This is a genomic window from Burkholderia sp. MSHR3999 (assembly GCF_000833595.1).
Lineage (GTDB): Bacteria > Pseudomonadota > Gammaproteobacteria > Burkholderiales > Burkholderiaceae > Burkholderia > Burkholderia ubonensis.
The window spans coordinates 150324-173412 of sequence record NZ_JRFO01000004.1 but is presented as its reverse complement, the minus strand read 5'-3'; the positions used below and the strand labels follow the sequence as shown (position 1 = coordinate 173412).

The window sequence follows — 23089 nt, the reverse complement described above, 5'->3', positions numbered from 1 at the left end:
CAACGGCCACTCGGTGTCGCGCGTGGCTGTTTGCAGACATCGCCGAACGGCATGATAACGAGATGAGCCTGCTTATCATGACAGCGTGATTGAATCGCCAAACTGACGGTCCAGCAAACGCTTCCACACACTACGCGCACGCTCCCGAACAGTTGACGCTGCTCTTCGCGGCGTGTCGGCAGTGACAAATTTAATTCGCAGCCCACAACCTCATGAATTCACGAGGGTTTCGCAATTCTAAGTACACGACGCCCGGCGAAGTGACATCTTTACTTCGCAAACGGTGACGACTTTATTTTCGTCTACGACTACGGACGGAATCGATGGCACGAACACGCAAGGCGCTGCCGGCTCGGGTTGATGTAGCGCACCTGATCAGCGCCGGGGTGTTGGCCGCGGCATGCCCGCGCCCGCTGATTGAAGCAATACTCGCCGAGACCGGCAAAGCCAGCCAGCGCGAGCGGCGGCTGCCCGCGCCTGCGGTGGTGTACTACGTGATGGCGCTGGCGCTGTGGCGCGAGGCTCCGCTGGAAGAGGTGCTGCGCGTGGTGTGCGAGGGGCTGCAATGGCTGGGTGGCGCAGATCAGACCGAGGCAGTGCAGGTCAGTAAATCCGCGATCTCGCAGGCGCGCACCCGCTTGGGGCCCGATGTGATGCGCCACCTGGCGCAGCGCGTGCTGCGCCCGCTGGCGCCAGCGGGCGCGCCAGGAGCGTGGTATCGGCAGCGGCGTGTGATGGCGTTGGACGGGAGCGGTCTGGACGTGGCCGACGAGCGCGCCAACGCCAAGTTCTTCGGCTACCCCACGGCCACGCGCGGACAAAGCGCGTTCCCGCAAGTGCGCTCGCTTGGCCTGGTCGAGTGTGGTACGCACGCCATCGTGGCGGCCGACATCGCGCCATATGCGCGCAGCGAGAAGGCGATGGCCGCCGAAGCGCTGCCCGGCTGGCTGCAGCCGGACATGCTGGTATTGGCCGACCGGGGCTTTTACAGCTTCAAGCTGTGGTGCTTGGCCGCCAACAGCGGCGCGGCGCTCGTTTGGCGCGTGAGCTCCACCCTCAAGCTATCGACCCAGCAAGTGCTGGCCGACGGCTCATACCTGAGTACGGTCTACGACAGCGCCGACCGCACCCGGCGCCACGGCCGCACGGTGCGCGTCATCGAGTACGCGCTGCAGAATTCGGCCACCGCCACCGAAGCCAGCTACCGATTGATCACCACCCTGCTCGACGCCGAGCAGGCGCCGGCCTTGGAGCTGGCGGCGCTGTACCACGAGCGCTGGGAAATCGAGGGCGTGTTCGACGAATTCAAGACGCACCTGCGCGGCGCCAGCACTGTGCTGCGCAGCAAGACCCCCGATCTGGTGCAGCAGGAACTGTGGGGGCTGTTGCTGGCGCACTTCGCCATCCGCCAGCTCATGGCGCAAGCGGCCTGGCGGCAAGCGCTCGATCCGGATCGCCTGAGCTTCATGCACGCCGTGCGCGTGATCAAGCGAAAACTGCCGCAAGCCGCGGCCGTTCCCCCCTGAGCGCCTGGAAAAATGGCGCGACGCGCTGCTGGCCGAAATCAGCCGCGGCCGCTGTGTGAGCAGCCGCGGGCGCTGTAACCCGCGCGGGGTCAAGCGCAAAATGAGCAACTTCCGCATCCGCCGTCGCGGCCAAGCACTGCACCGCAAACAGCAGCCCACTCCGCTTATTATTTGAACAGTATTGTGCCTAAAAGCGCTTATGCACTGCAGCGCATAAGCGCTTACCTTGTTCATACCCGTATCGCTGTGGGCGTCGACATCGCCAAGCCAGTGTTTCGGGTGCATTACATCGACCCGGAAACGGGCGAGATCGTGAACAAGCCGATCAGGCGGGCCAAGTTTCTGGAGCATTTTGCTAACCGAGCCAGATGGCTAATCGGAATGGAGGCCTGCGGCGGTGCACACCACTGGGCCCGGCAGCTGATGCGATTGGGTCACGAAATCAGATTGATGCCTGCGGCGTTCGTGAAGGCGTTCAACATCCGCAACAAGAACGATGCAGCGGATGCACGAGCGACCTGACTAGTCAGCTGTGCAGCAGCGACTCGTAATCCCGCGTCGACCGCCGCCCACCACGGCGGCCGGGCCTCCCGTGCACCTACTTCGCCTTCGGCCCGACCCAGGGCTCGCCCCACATCGACACGCCGGATCCTTCTTCCCGCTCGACCGGGCAGCGCTCGGTCGGAATTCCGACCTTCTTGTTCGCCGCGCAGCCACACGCCGAGCAGACTTTCGTGTCCTTGCCCACCAGCAGCTTGAGCCCTTGATAGAGGATCGACTCGGGCGGATCAGCCAAGTACTCGCACGCCTGACAGGCGGCCCAGCGCCGCGCGCGCGTCTCGTCGTCCACCTGCTTGAAGCCCGTACCGCTCCACTTGACGAACGCGGTCGACACGTTCGTCAGTAGTTCGCCGGTCGAGTGCTGGCCGGCGATGCGACGGGCCTCGCCAGCCGCATTGGCACCGGACTTTGAACCGGGATCGTTGCCGTCACCCTCATACCCGCGATTGCGTGGATCGTCGAACAACTGCTTCTGCAGCTCCGGGCTGTCTTTCGTTAGCATCAGGTACATCGCGAACTTCTGGTCTGCGAGCGCGCGCCGCGTGACCGCGAGCGGCGCCGGCTCCGGCAGGTTGATCAACTCTGCAAGGCGCGCGCGCGCTTGGTCGATGCCGACGTCCTGCAGCTCATGTATTTCGTTCATAGGCGCTCCAAAAATTGCGGGACCGGGCCAGCAGCCCCGCAATGGAAGAACTGCTACTTACTCACGATTACTCGGTCTTGAACTCCGCGGAGTTGTGGTCCGGCGACAGGAACTGCCCGCTCTCGCTCACGATGCCGGACACGACCACCCGATAGCCGGTCGCCGGCCGCAGTCCTTTCACCGACAGCGTGACCGACAGGTTGTCCGTCGCGACGTCGGCCTTGAGCACCGTCACGTCCTTATCGATGTTGTAGTGATCAGGGAAGCTCGCCGACCCGCGGAACACCTTCGCCGAGAATGTGACCTTCACCTGGTCGAGCCCGTCGGCGCTTGCGCTACTGACAGCAAGCGCCGGCGGCGGCAGCGCACACTCCGGAACGCCCTTGAACGCTTGGGCGCGCTTGAGCGCCTGCAGCCGGCAGGCGAGCCCGGGTGCGCTGCAGATATTCGCGGGATCGGGCTGCGCGTGTTCGGGCTTCACCAGCTCGAACGTCGCCGCGATCTCGTCATATCCCCTCTCCACGTAGTCGAGGTAGAGTTCGCCGAACCAGACTTCCCGCAGGAACCGCGCGGCGCCCCAGTAGTCAGCGCTGCCGGTGCAGGTGTAGCCGCGCGACTGGGCGACGAGGTGCGTCAAGATCGTCGTGAGGCCCGACGTGCCCAGTGTGTGCAAGCGCAGCAGACCGCCGGAGAGCACGACGTAGTTCTGGTCGGCGCTGTTGAAGTACCACGCGTTCGGCGTGTCGTTGGTCCAGTCGGCGACGTAGTAGAGGTCCGGGTAGAAGCCACGGAAGAACGCACGCAGGTACTTGAAGTTCGCGAGCGCCTCCGAGTTGCCGAGGTTCTGATGCCCTTCCTTTTCCTGGATGTCGGCAGCCTGCTCGGCAGTGAAATAAGCGAGCGCGGACGGCGGCACGTTGACGAGCGCCGGTGCCAGCGCCTTGAATCCCTTCGGCCATTGCGCCGGATCGCGCATCACCTGCTGATGGAACGTCGTGTCGAACTTTTCGAAGAACGCTGCCGAGCCGATCGGCGCGAGATCGGGCTCTACGGCCGCAAGCAGACGCGTCGGTACATTGCCCGCATAGAACGCGTTCTGCACAGCGAGGTCCGCCGTCACCAGGTTGAACGTATTGATCAGGTGGCCCTTGTAAGGGTCGGTTGGGTGCTTCGACGGATCGAACGCGCCGAGCGAGAAGTTGCGCACGCCGCCGGAGAACTGCCCGACGATTACCGCTGAAACCGTCGCAGTCTTGCCGTCCGCCTGCATCACCTTTTCGCCCGGCCGCAGATCCTGGACCGGCTGCAGCACGCCGCCGGGCACCAAGTACAGGTGGTCCGCTGTTGACGTGATAATCCGCTGGCCGCCGTCCGCGAGCTTAAAATACGCGGTGTAGCAGAAGTCGAGCGGAACGCCCGGCGCGATCCCGCCGATGTCGGTCACCTTTTCTTCCTGCCACTCCGTCATCGAGCCGCCGGTCGCGAGCACGTACGTGCCGCGCTCGATCGCCTCGATCGGCCGGTAGAAGCCCGCCGTCACTTCAATCGGCGTGCCAAGCGCAACGCACGAGCAGCAGCACCAGCATTTTCCGGCCGAGGAGTTCTGAGGAACCGGCACGTCGCCGCCCAGGCCGTTGTGCTTGCAATAGTCGTTGATGTCCCCCTGTATTTCATCGCAAATCGTTCCTGGGCAATAGGTCGGTGGCTTCATGCCCTCGATGTTCTTCTTGCACGATTCGGTTGGCATCGCTTATCTCCTTGGAATGGTCGCAATCGCCGCGACGTTGATGAACGACTTGAAACACCGGGAGCGGACAATCAATGGGGCCGGCGTGGCGCAAACAGGCCGTCCGGTAGCTCGCCGAGGAATGCGGCGACGCTGACCGCGAGATCCGCACAGACAAGGCCCGCGAGATTGAAAAGATGCCCGTGGAGCGGCGCGGCCGGGTCGACGCGGCCCAGGTGGATGTGCGCGACGTTGGCCTGGATCGTGCGGCTTGCCGTCACCTCGGCGAGCTTGCTGTCGACCGTGCGCAGCTTCGCGCCGACCGTGAGCTGACCGGCCGCGTGGAGCAGCGCGTCGTCGCCAAGCAACAGCGCCTCGGTGGCGAGCCGCAGCGTCACTGTCTTGCCGTCCGGCAGCGCGACGTCGAGCTGCACGGCGCCGGTGTCCTCGCGCATCGCCTGCAGCCGGCCGATCGCCTTTACGTCGGCCTGTTCCCAGCGGACAAGGTCAGGCCCGGTCGCCAGCACCCGGTCGCCAGCCCGCAGTTCGACGAGCGGCTGGAACGCCTGGCCGCTGATCGCGGCCGCAGTCGCGTCCGCGAAGACGCCGCCACAGCAGCACCAGCACCTCCCGGCAGCCGATTGCGCGGGGACCGGGGTGTTGGCCGCGAGCCCAGCGTGCTTGCAGTATTCGTTGATATCCCCCCTGATCTCCGCGCAAAACTCATCCCGGCAAGGCACAGGGAAGGGCCGCTTCGCGATGTTCTCCAGACACTTCTTCGTTTCCATAGCCTTCGTTCTCCGTTATGTATGCCGCGGCCGCGCGCGTCACGCGCGAGCGCTCAGGAACAGCACCACGTTCACGTCCTGCAGCACTTTCGGATCGAGCCGCTTGCCGTCCTCGATGCGCAGGCTGCTCGGCGTGTAGCCCTTTTCGAGGTCGAACGAGATCGTCAGAGGCAGCGCCGGGTTCTTGATTCGCAGCGGCCGTTCGAGCATCGCAACAGCGGTCCCGTCCGGCGACGGCAGCACCGTGACCGGCGCCGCGCCTTCGACCGTCACCGTCACGTACGGATGCTGCGAGCCGAGCGGCGTGTCATTCGGCACGACGAGCTGCAGCAGCACGCCCAGCACTTCCGCTTTCTCGAGATTCGGCGGGACGATTTTCTCGGGCGCGATCCGCAGCGACTGCCGGTTGCCGGCGAGCGGGCCGTCGACGAAGCGCGACCAGTCGCTCTGGAACTGCAGCGCCGGTTGATAGAGCTGCGCCCAGCTGCGCTCGCGCAGCTGCGGCAGGCTCGCGACCTGCGCGCGGAACGCGTCGCCGCCGTCGCGCGCGGTGTAGCGGATGTCGAGGACCACATCGGCGAGGCCGCCGAAGTCGAGCAGGTTGGTCGACTTCGGCAGCGTGAGCCGCCACGACGAGATCGCGCCGGTCTGCTCGAACGGCAAATAGAGCGGGGCCGCCGGGTTCGGGTCAAACACGCCGCTATCGCCCTGGCCCTGCGACAGCGAGATGCTCTGGAACGGCCGCACGTTGTGCTCGATCAGCCCTTGCTTCACCTCGATGTCCTCGCCGAGCAGGAATTTCACCGCGTTCAGGTTCGGCTCCAGCACGAGGCGGTTCGCGGTCTGCGTCAGCGTCGCGTGGATGTTCTGGTACGGGCCAACGAGCGCCGGGATCGTCACGCGCACGCTCTGGATCCGGCGCAGATACTGGCCCGGGAAGTCCTGGTCGAACAGTCGCTCGGACAGCGCGAACTCCGTTTCGCCGGTGCGGATCAGCCGCAGCAGCGCGGCCGGATCGAGCTGGCGCAGCGAGACCATCTTCGTGATCTCCTGAGAGCGGCTGTTGCCGCGCACGTCCGCGGCTTCCAGCTGGCTCAGCGCCTGCCCGAGCGTCTCGCCGGCGAGCAGCCCCTTGCGCGCGTCGTCCCAGTAGCTCGCCGCAATGAACGCCTCGTTTGTCCGGTTCTCGAACTGGTACGCGCGCTGCGCCATCCGCGCGAACTCGAGTGCGAGGCTGTAGGCTTGGAAGTGCGACGCCGCGAGCCGGCTCGCGAGCCAGCCGTACAGCGCGCGGTTCGTGAACTTGTCCTTGTAGAAGTCCTGCAGCGCGCGGTTCTGCTCAATCGACGTCAGGTGGATCTGCAGGTCGCGCTGCGCGATCGTCTTCTGCACCGCGTTCGCAGCGAGCTGTGCCTGGAACTGCGCGGCGTCGAATCCGGCGAGCTGCTGCTGCAGCCCCCACTCGTCCTCCTGACGCTTGTATGCGGCAACGATCGCGAGAATGCTCGCGCTCGTCTCCATCACCTTTGCGAGCGCGGCGGTCCAGCCAGAAGCGTTCTGCAGGCTCGGCCCGAGCTGCTGGCCGCCGAACGTCAGCGCGAACGGGGAGCCGACCTGCGGGAACGCGGCCGCGACCGATGCGGCCGCCCCGAGCACGCTCGACACGCTGGTCGTGACCGCCGCGGTCGCCATCAGCGTCATCTCGGCGATTTCCTCGGCGATCATCCCGTCGCGAATCAGTCCGTCGTAGTGGGTCTTGCGCGCGTTCGCGGCGTTCAACGCCTGCTGCAGCGATTGAGCCTGGTCGTCGACCTGGACGATCGTCTGTTCCTTGACCTGCGTCGTTAGCTGGAGCAGCGCCGCCTGCTGGACGATTCCGAGTTGCGACAGCGCCTCCGTGTCCTGGCGCTCTAGCGCAGCGAGCAGGCCCGCGCCGAAGCGCGCGACCTGATCGGCGAGCGTCTTCGCAGTCTGGATCAGATACGCGAACCGGTAGTTCGGGATCGGGTACGGGAGCCCGGTCGCGCCGCCGGCGAGCGAGCCCGTGCCGCCGAACGCGGCAATGACCGCGTGCGGGTCGATCGGCGGCGCGAAGAGGGCGAGCTGGCGCGCGACGCCGTTGATGTTCATCCCGTTGCGAATCTTGAACAGGCGGTCGTCGATCGTGTCCCAGTAGACCCGAAGATCTTCGTTGTCCGGCACCCCGAAGTACGCGTGGATGTCGTTGACCGGCACGTTGAAAAAGCGGTTGCCCTGACCGGTCGCCGGTACGAACGGCGTGTTCTCGAGATCGATCAGGTACTGCGGGATCCCGTCTGGATATTTCTCCTTGATCTCGTTGAACGTCAGCTTCTCGCGCTGCTCGAACACGCCGACCACCTGCGGCGTCTCGCCGAGCAGGTCACGAGCCATCGCGTACAGGTTGGTCGCCTGCGCGATGCTCTCGCGGGTGTCCTGCGTGAACAGCGCGTCGGCCCACTTGATGGCGTTGTCGACATACTTCAGCACCGCGACCTTCGCGTATGCGGAGATCCGCAGCCGGGCGATCGCGTCCGGGTCGAACGGCTCGTCGTTCGACAGATTGATCTCGATCGTGTTGGTCAGGATCTGCTTCAGCGCCGGCACCGTCATGTCGTCGCGGAACGGTCGGAACTGCCAGTAGCGGCTCGTGCCGGCCGGCTCGCCGCCGTCGCCGGTCGCGGTCGGGTTGAACACGTGCTCGAACCAGCGCTTTGCGTTCGCGTAGTCTTGGTTGCCGGTGAGCCACTCGGCGACGAGCATCGGCGCGTGATAGAAGATCTCCCAGAAGTAGAGGCCGTTCGGACCGCGGAAGTCCATCGTCGCGGGAGGCAGGTTCGCGGCGTCGAGCGCGGCCGGCGGCGGGCCGTCCGGCGTCGGGTAGTACTGGTTCACCGGGCTCTCGGGCAGGTACTGCGAATCGATCGACAGCAGGGCGTCGACGCTGACGAACAAGCGCTGCTTCAGCGGCTGCGCGACACTCGTCGACAGGCGCGTGAGCCGGTATTTCATCATGTAGAAGTTCGCCGTGCGCGCGCTGTACGGGCCGCTGTCCATCAGCAGATCGCCCGATGCCGCGGGCTGCCAGAAAGTGCGCAGCACGGTGCTCGACGCGACCGGCACCGGCGCGTCGTTCTCCTGCGTGACGAGGAAGTAGTCACTGTTGTTGTTGAACAGATACCAGCCGATCTGGTTGCCGACGCCGAGTAGCACCGATGACGCGTTGTTCGTGTGATGGAGCAGTGCCCGGTCCGCAGCGACCGCGCTCGCCTGGTTCTCGGTCGTTGCGGGGGTGCTGTTGCCCCAGTACAGAGACACCATCACCCGGTCGGTCAGGCTGCTGTACAGCACGTTGTTCGCGCGGTCCACACCAAGACGCGTGAGCGGGGCCGTGGACTCGATCGTCGGCGCGTAGGTCGGGTTGAACAAGCGGATTTCTTGGCTGACGAGCGCACCGTTGAGCAACAGCGACTTTTGCCCGGTGACGTCGCCGGTGGTCGGCACCGTGCCGTCGTTCTTGATCGCCTGCAGCAGATTCAGCGAGCTGTACAGGTTGTCGTTGTACTTGATGCGCGCGCTGATGAACGGGTCGTCCCCCGGGTTGTCGCGGTTCGGCTCGGGCGGCACGCCGCCATAGTCGGTCGCGACGTTCAGGTTCGGCCCATAGAAGACCAACAGGCGCTCGTTGCCGTCCGCGCGGGGCAGCACGGTGTACTCGCCCGGGACACCAATCTTGTATTTGTCGGTCGTGGTGCCGGCGACGTCGAACGGCGTGCTGATCAGCAACTCGGTGTCGCTCTCGATCTCAAGAATCTTGCGCTTTTGCCCGACGAAGATCAGGTCTTCGCCGGGATGCGCCTGCTTCGTGAAGCGCGTGCCGGTGCCGCTGACGCTCGTCAAGTTCCTGAACACGGTAACGGTGCCGTCCCCCTGGGACTCGGTCGAGATCGTCCACTTGCCGTTTACAATCAATTGCGTGTCGTCGAACACCGCGCCGACCACGCGGGTCTCGCTGCCGATCTGGATGAAGTCGCCGGGCGCGAAATCGATCGTGAACGCGGTCCCGACACCGTCGACGATGTTGAACCCGGCGCCGATCTTCACCACGCCCTCGCCGACATACGGCGCATAGCGCAGCTGCTGCGGATCCTTCGGGATCACGTTGAACGGAGATTCGGTCCCGCTGACGCGGAACGGCGTCTTCGTGACGAGCGTTTGCGCGGCCGGGTCGACCGAATGGACCTGCAGCTGCTGCCCGCCGACCGAGATGAAATCGCCCGGCTGCACCTGCTTTTGCAGACGCGTGCGTTTGCCGGTCGCCTGACTCGCGCCGGTCGCGAACGACAGCGTGCCGGTGCCCGGCAGCCCGCGCGGGATCATCAGCGCGAATGGCTGGCTCCAGTAGTGCTGGATGTTCGCGAACGCGGCGACGACGTTCGGGTTGTTCGCCGGCGCGTACTGCGCGTTCGGCGCGATCCGGATCGGCGTCGGCTCCATCAGCTGTTGGGCACTGAGCCAGTCGCCGGTCGAGGTCGGGAAAGTGTACTTCAGCGTTGTCTGCCAAGTCGACTGCGTGTTCGACGCCGCGTTGATCCCGCCCGAGCTCGACGACGCGTCGATCACCGAGCTCTTCGTCGGCTTGACCTCGTTCCAGAACAAGAACGGCCGGTCGAATGCCCAGACCGGCGTCACGTACTGCGCGTCGATCGATGCGCCGACCTTCTGCCATGGCTTCCATTGCGTGACGAGCGGATCGAGCCCGGAGATCCCGCGTGCCTCGGGTATCGTCGAGCGCGTGAACGTGCGCAGGTAATACTCATATGGCGACACGTTCGTGCGGCCGATCAGGAGCGCCGTCTCGTCGACCTGCCCGCCGGCCAGCTCGGTCTGTTTCGCCTTGTAGCCGCCGACCGGCACGAGCCCGGCAAGCACTTCGAACGCGTTGAAGTACTGGACCATCGCCTTCGCGACCGCCGTGTCGGTCGGCCGCGACTGCAGCAGTTGCTCCTGCATCTCCTTGAACTCCGGCGACGCCGACGAGCGCTGGCTCGCGATCAGGTAGTTCTCGGGGTACAGGAAGATCTTCCGGTTGACCTCCCACAGCCGGTACGTGGTCATCCACTCCCACCACCGCGGCTCGATGTGGTCGACCGTGACGCCGGGCTCGAGGGCCATCCGGCAGCGCTGCATGTAGAGCTGGACCGACGGGATCGCCTGCGCGATCGGCGTCGTCGTATCGATGCCCGACATCTCGACGTCGATCAACAGGAAGCTGAACAGGTCCGACGGGTTCTGCAGCGCTGGGACAGCCTTGTTCAGCCGCCACAGCAAGAAGTCGAGCAGCGTATCGCGCTTCGCGGTGTCAGTCGTGCGGCGCAGCTGGTCGGAGACGACCGCGAAGTCCTGATCTTGATAGCGGACCGCGACCGCCGCGAGCGTCGCGGCTGCGGCGTCGTCGAGCGCGCGCCACAGCGTCTCGTCGACCTGACCGCCGACCGGGCCGAGCGCGCGCGCATCGACGACGTTGGCGAGCGTGATCGCAAAGTCGGCATCGGACGCGGTCTTGCCGAGCCACGCGAACACCGGCGCGAGCCGCAGCAGCCCGGCGAGCTTGCCGATTCCAGCGAACGTCGTGATCCGCCGGCCAAGGAAGCCGGCGAGCGCGCTCACCTGGCGCGGCGCCCAACCGGTGACTTCGTGCAGAACGTCGAGCCGGCGCGGCAGGTCGATCACCGACGGCCACAGCGCGAGATAGCCGGCAACGCCGAGGCCGTCGTCGCCAATCACGCGGGTCCAGGTCTTGAACGCCGAGAGGAGGAGCAGGTCCGCGTGCGTCAGCGCGTGCGGCGCGCCGACACTGAACAGCGCGGGCTGACGCGCGATCGCGGTCCATACCTCGTTGCCGAACGCGATTTTGCTTTGCAGCAACCCGAGGCGCGACAGCCCTTCGAGCACCGTCGTCGCGCTCGCGCGGTTCGGCGCGGTGTCGCCTCCGAGGAACGCCGGGACCAGATAGCGCGGCAGCGGGAACGCCGACGACGCGTACGGCAGCCCGGCGACGACCGCGTCGCCCGCGACCGCGAGCACGCCGGCAATCCCGCCGAGCGCGGCCGCCTGTTGCGCCTGCGCGCTGCCGGAGAGTGTCTGCGCGAGCAGCACTATCCGCTCGCGCAGTATGTCGAGCGTGCCGCGGACCTGCGCGGTCTTGCCAGCGGCGTCCGGATCGGCGACCAGATAAATTCCGCAGCCCGCGTAAGCGGTGGCCTCGTCGGACCCGCGCGCGCCGAGCACGATCGTGGTGTCTGTCCCGCCGTCCGCATTGCCGGCGACGAGCACGGTGCCGACCGCGTACGCGGCATCGGCAGCCGGGGCAACTGTCCAGGCTGGCGAAACCATCGCGGTGCGGCTCTCGCCGTCGTACGCGACGATCGTCCGCGCCTCGCCGGCTTGTGCGCCGCTACCGCCGAGCACAAGCGTGTAGCCGACGTACGCGCCCGTCTCGGGCGACGCGTCGGCCGCGAGCGTCAGCCGGTCGGCCTCGCTGCTGCGCGCCGCGCCTTGCTGGAGCGGCCTGACGACCCGGTAGTAGGTAAACACATCAGGCGTCTTTGCCCACTTTGCTGAGACGGTCGCGGTCCGGGTCGCCGGATCGTATGAAGCAATCGCGCCGGACTGGCCGGTCGCGCCGCTCTGGAACAGCGTCCAGCCGGTGGTGCTGCCGTCGTAGCGCGCGGACAGCACGCCGGCATTGCCGGCCGCCGCCGGCAGGATCACAGGTGGCGCGCTCTTTTTCAGCGCGTCGAACACCGCGCGCGACTGCGCAACGCCGATGTCGCCGCTGACGAACGCGGCCGCGCCGTCGATCGGGAACAGCGGCGCGAGCATCTGCCGGTTCGCGCTGGCGAGCGTCGCGTCGAGGTATTGGCCGACCGCGATCCGCTTGCCTTGCGCGTCGGGCACGCGCTGCAGCAGCGCATCGAGTGCGCCCGGCAGCGGATAGTCGGCGGTCAGCACGTAGTTGGCCCCGCTGAGCAGCTTCAGCGGGGGCGGCGTCAGCGCGCAGAGCGTCGCGACGGCCGCCGTCGCTTCGTTGTCGGTGAGCCCCGCCTGCGCGGTCAGCTCGGCCGGGTTCACCGGAAACTGTGCGGCCGCCGGGTTGAACGCCGCGTCGTGCGGGACGATCAGGCCTTGCGAATCGACGATCCTCAGCGTGCGCAGCCCGTCGAGCAGGCGCGCGGCGTCGTCGCTCGGGAAGCCGGCCTGAACCAGCGTCTGCGCAAAGACGCGCGTGCCGATGCTCGACGACGCGAGATCGGCGAGGATTGCGGGCACGTTCGCCGGATCGAACGCGAGCCGCACAAAGCGGCTGCGAAGGCCGGTCTGGATGTACGCGAGTTCGTACGCCGAGAGCCCGGCCGCTTCAAGCCATTGCATCGTTGCCAGCGCGGTCTGCGCTTCGGCTAGCGCGTCGTTCGCGTTCGGCTGATAGCGGTTCGAGAGCCCGGCGAGCGAGCGGGCGAGCAGGTATTCGGCGATCGGCAGCCGGAACTGCTGCGCGATGCTTGCGAGTCGCCACAGCCCGGTCAGTGTGTCCAAGTCCAGCGTTAGCGCGGGCGACGCCGACGCGTTTGCTTCCCGGTAGGCGTTGCCGAGCTGCTGCAGGTCGGCCTGCTTGACCTGCAGCGCGGCCGCGAGGCGGTCGGCGAGGCCGGCCGCGTTCGCGATCCGGTACGTCGAGCCCGCAGTCGGGGCGGTCCCCCAGTTCGTATAGAGCGTCGCGGTGCGGGTCGCGCCGACATACTCCTTGATGATCCGACTCGTGCCGCTGCCGACGCCAGAGACGATGCCGACTTCGAGCCCCGCGTAAGCGCCGTCGACCGCCGACGCCTGTTGGCTCAACACGACCGTCGAGGCGGTCGCGCTTGAGACCGCGCCCTCAATGCCATCGCCGGACACGCCGTCCGGCACCCAGACGAGTGGCCGGGCCGGGTCGAACGGCAGCGGGTCCGGCGCGGTGTACGGGTCGCGGCCACCGAGTAGCGCGGGCGGATTGAACGCGACGTCGAACGGATCGGCGGGCGTCGGGCCGTCGCCGCGGCCGCTGGTCCTGAAGCGGCCGACGAGCGCGGCGGCGCGTTCGACCGGCCACGTCGTCAGCTCGGCAAGCTGCTTGACGCCGGCGATGAAGCGCAATAGCTCCTCGGTGATCTCGGCCTGGCCCGCGATCGTCATCAGCCAGTTGAGCGTCGTCGGTGTGAGGGCAGTCAGTCGCGCGAGCCGGATGAAGCGGCTGAGGCGATCGAGCCGCTTCGCCGAGAGCCCGGCGATATCGGCGTTCACGTTGCCTTTCGCGGTATCGCCAGGGACGACCGCGAGCGGCTGCAGGCTCTCGCCAGTCTGGTTGATGAACAGGTTTGCGGCCGCGCCTTGCGCGCGCTCGGCGTGGCTCAGCTGCTGGGTGAACAGATCGACGAGCGCCTCGTAGTCCATCCCGCCGGTCCGGTGCCGGAACGACTGCGCATCGACGAGATCGAGCGGGAAGCCATACAATTGCCACTTCACGTTCGTGCCGGCCGCGACCCACGGCGGATCGACGCGCACGCTCGCCGCATCGATCCGCTCGGTGACGACGCGCACCTGGCCCTCGCTCGCGAGCCGCTGGCCGACCTTCAGCAGGTCGCCGAGCTTGCCGTTCGCGCCGGACGCGGTCTTGCCGTCCTTCACGTAGGTGATCGTCCCATCGCCTTCGGCGATGAGCGTCGCCGCCGCCGACGCCACGCCGTATTGCGCGCCGATCGTCGCGTCGGTCGCGTTGACGGTGATCAGCTCGCCGCCTTGCTCGGGCGACAGCGCAAGCGCCGCGCACGCGAGCGCGGGCCGCGCGTAACCCGGCGCGAGCGGATTCTCGGCGAGCATCAGCTTGCCGGCAACGGCGAGCGACGTATCGAGCTTCGCGAGGCCCGCGCCGATCTCCGCGAGCGGGCGGCTGAACGGCAGGTTGAACGGGTAGGGCGCGGTCGCGACGACCGGATACGGGTCGCGCTTCAGGTCTTTCGTCAGCTTCGCGACGAAGATGTCCAGCACAAGTGACACGTACGGGACGAGCTTCGTCGTCTCCTTGGCCGACAGCTTGATTCCGCTGAACAGGTCCGGGCGGCGGTCTTCGAGCAGGTAACCGGCCGGAATCGTCTCGCGGTTGTAATCGGTGATGAACTCGTCGACGATCCGCATGATGTCGAGGAAGTACGCGGCCGGCGAGAAGATCGACGCGGTCTCGGGCACGCGTATGTAGTCGAGTGAGCCGAACAGGCTCTGGTAGCTCGGCAGCCGCTGGAAGTACTCGACGAGCTGCGGCTCGGCGAGTGTGGGCAGCACCTTCGCAAAGAGCGGCGAGCCAGCGATGTCGCGCACGTTCGCGAACAGATGGCGGGCGGCCGCGCGCACCTGGGTCGCGCGGCGGTGGATCTCGCGGGGCAGTTCCTCGTTGTCGCCGAAGATCTCACGTGTCTCGCGGACGAAGCGGTGCGGCGCGCGGCTCGCGATGCTGTGCGCGCTCGTGAAGCCGGCATCGATCAACTGCTCGGCGATCGGCTCGGCGCTCGCGAGATCTTCACCGACCGTCTCGTGCGGCAGCAGCCGGTACAGCCGCTGGTACGCGCGCAGCCGCTCGAGCGCGGCTGGGTGCTTCGCGGCGGTCGCCGCGCTGTTGAGTGCGCTGTTTTCCGCGAAGAAGTCGTGCGTGAGCAGATCGAAGTCCGGGTGATTCGCGATGAGGTCTTGAAGTTCAGGATGGCTGAGTTGTGCTGCCCGCTTGTTCATTGTCGTCTCCGGCTCCAGTGTGCGATGGCCTGATCAGGAAAGTTTGGGCATGAAGGTCAATGCGTGTCCGACGAGTTCGGCTGTGCGAGCGTATAGGCCGCGAGGCTGAAAGCGATGTACGCGTATCCAGGGACTCTCGCGAAAGTTCTCGTCGCGCTGGCGACTGCCTGCGCGGTGAACTCTGGCAGGTGCGAGCCGCCGGCCCCGTTGTAGACGGTCGCGACGCCCCGGAAGAGCGCCGAATAGGCGCGCTCGGTCTGCGCGAACGTGGCCGCGTCGCGGAGGTTGCCCGCGGCGAAGCCTGCGTACAGCCCGACCTTGTCGTATTCGCCTTTGTACAGGTAGTACGGCGCTTTCAACACGTCCGCCAAGAATCCGATCCGGCCGATGCTCGTGTGCGCGTGATGCAACGCGACGTGGTCGCGGACTGTTATCGCGCGGAGCGTCCTGATCCCCTGATAGCCGAACAAAGTCTGCGCGACGAGCGAGGTTGCGTCGAAGACGTTGATTCCGTTCTTGTATAGGTTGCCCGCGTGGTACCCGAAGCCCGCGACGCTGCTGAATATCGCGCCGTGGCCAGCCAAGACCAGCGTCTTGATCGAAACCGCGGCCTTGAATGGCGAGTTATTGAGCAGCAGCTCGTACGGCGGCAAATGAATGTTCGACACGCCGTGCCCGATTTCTGCCAGCGCGTGCGTATACAGGCCGATATTCTGGATGCCCGGCAGCGCGATCTTATGGATGTTCGCGAAGAACCCCGGCGCCGGCCTTTGCTGCTGCCCCTGGTCGTGCCCGCATTCGCCGGTCGGATCGGTCACCGTCAGAGGATTCCCGTGTACGTACGCGAACAGGTTCGTCCCGTCGATGGTGCCCGCCGGATCGGGCGCGATCCAGTGCGCGAGGTCCGGCGCGTAGTAGCGTTCCGGGAAACTGTAGAGCCCGGTCGACGGGTCGCGCTCCTGGCCGGTGAACTGGATCCGCTTGGCCGGCGCGGGCTCCGCTTCAGGCTGCACGGCGAACGCGGTCGCGCCGTACGGATAGTACTCCTGGTAGTCGAGCGGCGCCCCCACTTCGTTCAGGCGCAGCACGATCGAGTTCAGCAGATCGCTCACCTGGAACGTCAGCGTCGCTACGCTGCCGGCGCTGCCCGCCGCGAAATCCGCGCTGCCGACGAGGCCACCGCCGAGGCTCAGCAGCAGGCTCGCGGCGGCCGACGGATCGCCTTCGGCGACGAACGGCTCCAGGTAGTAGGTCTCGCGCGCGTCGCGGTCCTTCGCGACCAGCGTCTTGCGCAGCCGCGCCCGGTTGTACGCGTACTGCGCATACGTGATATCGCCGGCTGGCGAGGTCGCGGCCGCGAGCCGCCCCTCCGGGTTCGTGCGCAGCTGCATCCCGCTGGGCAGCGCGGTCATGAAGCCGTCGGCGTCGAAGTACGCGTCCGGCTCCCCATGCTCGGCCATCGCCTGGGTGACCGCGTGGTTCGCCGAGCGCGACACCGTATAGGCGATGCTCTGCGCGGCGCCCGCGTCGTCGGCGACCGCGAGCAGGTTGTTGGCCGCGTCGTACTGATACAGGCGTCGGTAAGGTTCGAGCGTGCGCGGCGCGTCAGCTGCCGCGCGCAGCCCGGTCGCCGACAGCAGCCGGTACAGCGAGTCGTAGCGCGAGACGTAGTCGATCGGCCCCTCGGTTGGCGCGCCGGGCGGCGGCAGCCGGTTTTCGAGGTTCGTCACGTTGCCGACCGGGTCATACGTATAGCGGACATCTTGGAAGATCGTCGTGTTTTTCGTCGCCGAGATCCGGCGCAGCCGCAGGCTCTCGGCGTAGTAGTCGCGAAAGATCGACATGCCGTTCCCGAGGTCAAGCTGTTGCGGCGTGCCGGCGGGCGTGAACGAGCGGATTTCGGCGACCGCGCGCGGCTTCGCGTCCGCGCCCACGAGCGTCAGGTCGAGCTTCGTCGGCCAGCCGTTGAACGTATGGACGGTGCCGACTCGGCAGCCGTTCGGCGCGAGATAGCTGGCGGGCTCTCCGCGCGCGTTCGCCGCGGTGGTCCACGACCAGACGGTCGTCTGCAGAGGGGGCGCGGCGCTGCCGCCCCAGTCGGCGACGCCTTGCGCCGCGACCAAATATTGGCGCGAGTGGCGCACCGGATCGCCGAGCAGCGAGTACAGCGCGGTCCGCTGGATCCCGGCCTGGTCGTCGTGCTCGATGATCCGGTTGACCGTGTTCGTATTCGGGTCGCTGCCGTAGACGATCCGCTGGCCGACGCAGTCGAGCCCGTCGCCGCGCCACGTCACACTGATCGGCAGGCGCAGCGCGTTGTAGACGATCGTGTGCCGCACGCCGCGCCGGTCCCACTCGTCGAGCGGGTGGCCGAGCGCGTCGAACAAGCGCAGCCACGGGATCCCGTCCGCATCGCTGCGTAGCGGCAGATTGCCGGCATCCGCGCTCTTCTGCGATGCGGGGTGCCCCAGCATGTCGTAGCGGACGAAGAAGTTGAAGAATGTGGGCCGTTGCGGGTTGTCCGGGTTGTAGAAGCGCGCGTCGGACTGTGCTACGAGTCGATCCTTTGCGTCGAACCAACGGTAGTTGCGCAGGCGCTCGCGGTTCCGCTCGGCCGCGGCCAGGATGGTCTCCTGCTGGATCTCGCGGCCGAGCACGTCGCGCGCGACGGTCACCGGCGTGTCCTCGAAGTCGGCCGCCATCTGGAGCGCCGCACGCTCGGCCGGAGGTAGCCCGGGATCGAGGATCCGCGACTGGTAGTACGGCGATTCGAGCACTAGGTCGTCTGCGTCCCAATGACGGCTTTGCCACGCGCGATACTCGTCGGCGGTCACGAAGCCGTCCGGTGTCTCGCTGTGGATCAGGCGGTGCAGTGCGTCGTACGCGTAGGTCCATTTCGGCGCGGCGGGGCGCGCTTCGTAGGCGGGCGTATCGGCGAAGTACGGCTGGTATTTGACGATCACGTCGCCACGGTTGTCGTAGCGCTGCTGCCCTGTGATGACCCACTGCGTCGTGCTCGCGGCCGGCCCGCTCGCTTCGGCCGTCGCCAACGCGAGGGGACGCGAATGCACGCGCGGCGCGTCCGCGTGCCCCGGCGCGGCGAGCGAGTAGGGCGCGCTGCCGGTCACGAGATCGGTGGTCGCGAGCGCTCGCTGCGAGCCGTCGAAGGCGCGCACGCGGATCCCGATGTCGGCCGGGTCGTTGCCCGCCTCCGGATAGACGAACGTGCGCCGGAACAGCTCGATCGTGAAGGTCGGCTGGCGGCGCGTTTCCGACCATGCCGCCAGGTCGTAGTAGTAGAAGGCGCTCGCGTTCTGCAGGTACTTGCGCGGATCAGCGAGCACCTGTTCCGCTGATTCCGCCGCCACCGGCACGTAGTCCGCGAGCGGCGCGTTGCCGACCCGCTGGCCGTCCTCTGTTCCGTAGCGCGTCTCGACCGCGACCTCGCGGAGCGGATCGAACAGGTACTCGGACGAATTCTCGTTCTCATCGACGATCCGCTTAGGCAGCAGCGCCTGATAGTCCGCCTCGAACACGAGCGACGCGCCGCTCGCGTCGGTCTTGCGGACGATCTGCAGCCAGTAGTGGTCGAAACGGATCGCCGTCGCCGCGCCGAACGGATCGGTGTAAGAGACGGGGGTGTAGAAACCTGCTGCGTCCGCGTAGGAGGCCGCGAGGCCGTCGGTCCACCAGTACCCTTCGTCGCGGCGATAGCCGGCGCTGCGCGCGAGGTACGTGGCGTCGATTCGGTCGCCGTAGACCTCGGCGGCAAACGCGTCCGAGAACACCGCCAGCGCCTGCCGGCGCGGCAGCTGCTGCGGGCCGGTCCGCTGCAGCGGCGCCGCGCCGGAGGCGCTGTCGTCCGCGTAGTAGTCGCGCGTCCAGCTGAAGATCCGCGCCTGCGGCTCGTCGCCGGAGAATGCGCCGCCATATTGCACGACGTGCGCGAGCGCCGCATCGACGGCCGCCTTCGCTTGCTCATAGGAGTAGTACGGCGCGGGCGGCGCGAAACCCGCCAGCTCGAACGACTGCGTCTCGAACGCGAGGCCGGCGATGTGCGCCGCACCGCTCGCGCTTTCCCGAAGCGGCGGCGTCGTTCCGCCGTTCGCGTTGCGATACGCGCCATCGACGCGATTGATGACCCCCGAGGTCGTCACGCGGATCTGCGCGGCCGCCTGCGCGGGCAGCACGCCGCGCGCAGCGGCGGTGCGCCGCGCGTAGCCGATTTCGGCTCGCCGTAGCGGCTGAAGGAACTCGCTGAACGCGACGGTCAACTGGTGGCTGATGAACGGATCGTCGGGTTGCTGCTCGAAGCGCGTGGCCGCCGCTTCGCGCGTGGTCACCGCGACGACCGCATCATGGCCGCCGAGCGCCGGCTGGATCAACTCGACCCCATGCGCCTGTTGCGACAGCTCGTACGGCACCGGCTTTACCGAGCCGTGTTCGTCGATCCCGTACTGCTCCATCAGCAGCGGGCGGCTCGCGAGCGCGCGGTACGCAAGCGCGACGCTCGCGGCCGGCTCGGCGGCGAACTCCGGCGACAGCGTGGGCGGCGGCAGCACGAGCGTCTCGGCGAGGCCCGGGTAGGCATCGGCGAGCATCCGCGCGCGCAGCGCGGCGGCCTGCGACGGGTCACCGACCGCCTGCCACGTGCGGTTGAACAACGGCTCGACGCTGGGCTTTACCTCGCCGGATGCATCGCTTTCCGTCGCGCTGCGCAGTGCACGATACTCGTCGCGCGTCGAGACCGGGAAGTGCCACGCGGCGGAATCGACGGTCACATCGTCCTGCTCCTGCGTGCTGCCGAAGCCGACGAACTGCCGGTCATGCGGATCGAAGCAGCCTTCGGCGTACTGCATCACCCGCACGCTCCGCGTCGCCGAAATCGCGTCGTCCTGTTCGATCTTCTCGACGACCGGCACCGGGAACGGCAGCTTCGTCAGCCACGGCTTGCCGGCCGCCTTGTCCTTCAGCCAATATTCGACCGAGCTGCGGTACGCGAGCCGGGTCTGCACGCCCATCCCGTTGTCGATCGACGTCATCAGGAACGGCAACTGCCCGCCGCACAGGTCGAGTTGCTGGATCGCGGGTGTTTGCCGCGCGTAGCTGAGCACGAGTTGGCTCGCGCCGGTCCCCAGCAAATCGGCCGCCTGCACTCCGTCGATCGCGCTCCAGTCGCCCGGCAGCGTCACGCTGCGCCAAAAGGTTAGCTTGCGGCCATAGTGGTTCAGATAGATATCAACGTGATCGGCGAACAGCACGATCAGGTCCGCGCCGCCGATCCCGGTCAGGTCAGCGAAGATCAGCCGGCTCGCGGCGGTGTCCGGCGACAGCAGCGGCATCCCGGCAATCGCGCGCGGTGGGGCGAAGCGGCCGTAGCCGAGCGACGGCCAGACCGTTAGCGAGCCGCTCGACGCCCGGACCAGATGCGAGAGTCCATCGCCGAACAGGTCAGCGAAGCCGATGAACGCGTCCCCCGCATCGCTTTCGTAGACCGACAGCCCTGCGGGCGCGGGCACGTTGAGTGGCGCGTCGAAGCCCTCGCGGCCGAGGCTGTCACTGTAGCGCCAGCCGGCGGGGCCGCTTTCGAGCAGTCCGACCCGTCCTCCGCCCGACAGGTCGACGAACGCCGCGCTCGTCTGTCCGAGATCGGTCGTGCTCATGGAGAGCGGTGCGAACGGCGACCAGCCGTCGCCAGTGTTGCCGAAGTAGCCGGTGTGGCCGGGCGTGAGCACGACGCTGTCGCGCATCCCGTCGCCGTCGAGGTCGAGCAAAGCGGTGCGGCCGGGCCGCTCCAGCGGCAGCACCGGCGCGACCGGGACCGTCTCGCCCGGCGCATAGCGGCCGTCGCCGAGCGGCGGCCAGTAGCGCGGCGCGGCGCCGTTTGCGCGGTCGCCGAGAATCCCCGGGATCCCTTCGCCGCGCAGGTCGACGAACCGGTACGGGAGCTCCGGAAGCAGCCCGGGCAGCGGGACTTCGTCGCCTGGTTGGCCGGAGAGCGGCCGGAACGCCGGGGCGGACACGAGGTCTGGATAGGCGAACGTGAGCGGCGGCAGGGCGCGGGCCTCGATGCTGGCATCCGCGCCGTTGCCATGTTGGCGCAGCCCGGTGCGGGTCACGCGTGTCAGCACCGATGCGCCGCCGAGCACGTCGTAAGCGAGCTCGGTGCGGCTGATATCGAGCGGCTCCGGTCCTAGCTCGTCGGGAAAGTAGTGCGACAGCACGAAGCCCGAACAGCGCTGCAACGTCTGGATCGCGAAGCCGGCGCGGAAGCTGACGAGCGGGTCGGGCCGCGTCGTCCCGTCGTAGAGAAAGCGCAGCGTGAACGCAAACGCCTCGTTGTCACCCTGCCCGAAGTTGCCGTAGCGGACCTGATTCGGGTACAGGCTTGCCGCCGTGCGGTCACCATCGTCGTCGCGCCGGTAGTCGAAGCGGACCTGGTTGCCCTTGGTGTCGAAGCGCAACTGCGCCATCCAGCGGAACACGTTCCGCGGATCCGCCGGATCGGCTACCTGCGCGTCGGCACTCCGGCCGTAGACGGTCGTCACGTTGTCACTGTCGGTGATCCGCCAGAACACGCGGCCGTCGGCCTCGTCGGTCCAGCGCTCGATCCGGTCGAAGCTCGACTCGATCCGCCGCCGGTACTCGCGCACCGCATACTCACGTCCATCGTCGACGACCGTCCGCACGACCGGCCACCACGCGTCGCCGTCGCGCCGATAGCGCGGCACCAGCACGTCGCCTGTCTCTGTGACGAACTGATCGCGTCCGGTGTAGCGGGGAATGCCGAGGCTCGTGCGCCGCGAGATCGATGGCAGCTCCAGCGTGAAGCCAAGGCCGAACAGGCCGTTCGCACTCGAACTCGAATAGCGCAGCGTCAGTTGCGGGGTGAGCCCTCGTGCGGCTGACAGAAACAGCGGGATGTCGAACCGGGCGGCTCCGGTCACCGTGTCCAGTGAGAACGACTCGCCATAGCCCAGGCTGCCGCCGCCATCCGGCTTCGCCAGCGCCGGAATTTCAATCGAGCCCGATTCGGCTCGCATGTCCCCGTATGCGTCCACTTCGAATTCGTCCTTGCTAGTTAGGCTTCTAGGCCGGCAAGCTCTATCTCTGTTATTACAGGACTGCGCTCAAACGAAGAAAACGACAATCTTGACTGCTTATGCTTTTGTTTCTATCAGGCGCAATTGGGGCAATTCTGAAGACTCCATTTGTTACAAGCGGATTCTTCCGAAGAAGCGTTCGACGAGCACAAGCCGCGCGAGATTGCGCTGGCAATTCAGGGTGTTAGGGCGCTTGCAAAGCAAGAAACGGACTGGACAGCACAAGCGCAGACGACATGCAACGCTAACTGCCACTACGAAGGGGGGACGAATCAGAGGCCGTTGGTCGAACGGCCTTACCTGTTCCTGCAAACGCTTGTTCGCATGACTTCGCGAACCGCGACCGGCATTTATTTGATAATGTTTAACGACATGTGAAGCACTATAGTTAGACGACTCCGCTTCGTCAACAAAACCTTCGCATAAACGTCGACCCAACTCAGTGAGACACCGTAAATGAGCTGATCTTCAATTTATTCCGTAAAATCATTTGACATTATTGTATCTGGCACTATTTTGATAATGTAGTCGTGAGTTGGGGTATGCGTACTTTTCATGCGAAATGTGGCGGTTTCAGGGTGACGCCCCGCCTGCAGCAAGGCTTGGCCGCCATTGAGATTTCACGCGGCCTGTTTAATCGCAAGCCATTGATCTTTTAGCTCTTTTCAGACCCAACCGCCATTTCCTGCACGATAAGGACGATCACTCCTCAAGGTGATGCCGGATCTGTCGGAGGCCGAGAGGCGTAAGCCGGCCGGCACGTCGCCGCATGCGTTCCGGTGTACAGTGGGCACCCAGATGCTTGCAGCCGGCGTCGCGCCCGAGGTTGTGCAGCGCAAGCTTGAGCACGCGTCGCTCGGCGCCAAGCGTAGACCAAATGAAAGATGTCAACTCGAGATGCCCGC

General features: G+C 66.6%; 6 protein-coding genes and 1 pseudogene. 2 read left to right on the top strand and 5 right to left on the bottom strand.

Going from position 1 to position 23089, the window contains the following annotated elements:
- Nucleotides 1-323 precede the first annotated feature (323 nt).
- A complete protein-coding gene (locus KY49_RS13485) occupies nt 324-1526 on the top strand; it encodes an IS4 family transposase (protein WP_042585149.1) in 1203 nt (400 codons plus the stop codon).
- A 213-nt stretch (nt 1527-1739) separates the two neighbouring features.
- Nucleotides 1740-2042, top strand: a pseudogene (locus tag KY49_RS13480) (IS110 family transposase); the annotation flags it as partial.
- A gap of 82 nt (nt 2043-2124) precedes the next feature.
- Here KY49_RS13480 and KY49_RS13475 read toward each other — a convergent pair.
- The 5 genes from KY49_RS13475 to KY49_RS13455 all read right to left on the bottom strand — a co-directional run bounded on the left by KY49_RS13475 (nt 2125) and on the right by KY49_RS13455 (nt 22124).
- Entirely contained in the window at nt 2125-2730 is a 606-nt protein-coding gene (locus tag KY49_RS13475) for a hypothetical protein (RefSeq protein ID WP_042585147.1), read from the bottom strand.
- A 67-nt stretch (nt 2731-2797) separates the two neighbouring features.
- Nucleotides 2798-4477: a hypothetical protein gene (locus tag KY49_RS13470; RefSeq protein WP_156162507.1), complete on the bottom strand. Its 1680-nt coding sequence runs from the start codon at nt 4475-4477 to the stop codon at nt 2798-2800.
- Between the two features lie 71 nt (nt 4478-4548).
- Nucleotides 4549-5244 carry a hypothetical protein gene (locus KY49_RS37215; protein WP_156162506.1) on the bottom strand — a complete coding sequence of 232 codons (696 nt, stop codon included), beginning with the start codon at nt 5242-5244 and terminating at the stop codon, nt 4549-4551.
- A gap of 39 nt (nt 5245-5283) precedes the next feature.
- On the bottom strand, nt 5284-15081 hold the full coding sequence (locus KY49_RS13460) for a neuraminidase-like domain-containing protein (RefSeq protein ID WP_042585144.1): 9798 nt from the start codon (nt 15079-15081) through the stop codon (nt 5284-5286).
- Nucleotides 15082-15137: 56 nt separating this feature from the next.
- On the bottom strand, nt 15138-22124 hold the full coding sequence (locus tag KY49_RS13455; protein ID WP_042585143.1) for a SpvB/TcaC N-terminal domain-containing protein: 6987 nt from the start codon (nt 22122-22124) through the stop codon (nt 15138-15140).
- Nucleotides 22125-23089: the final 965 nt, after the last annotated feature.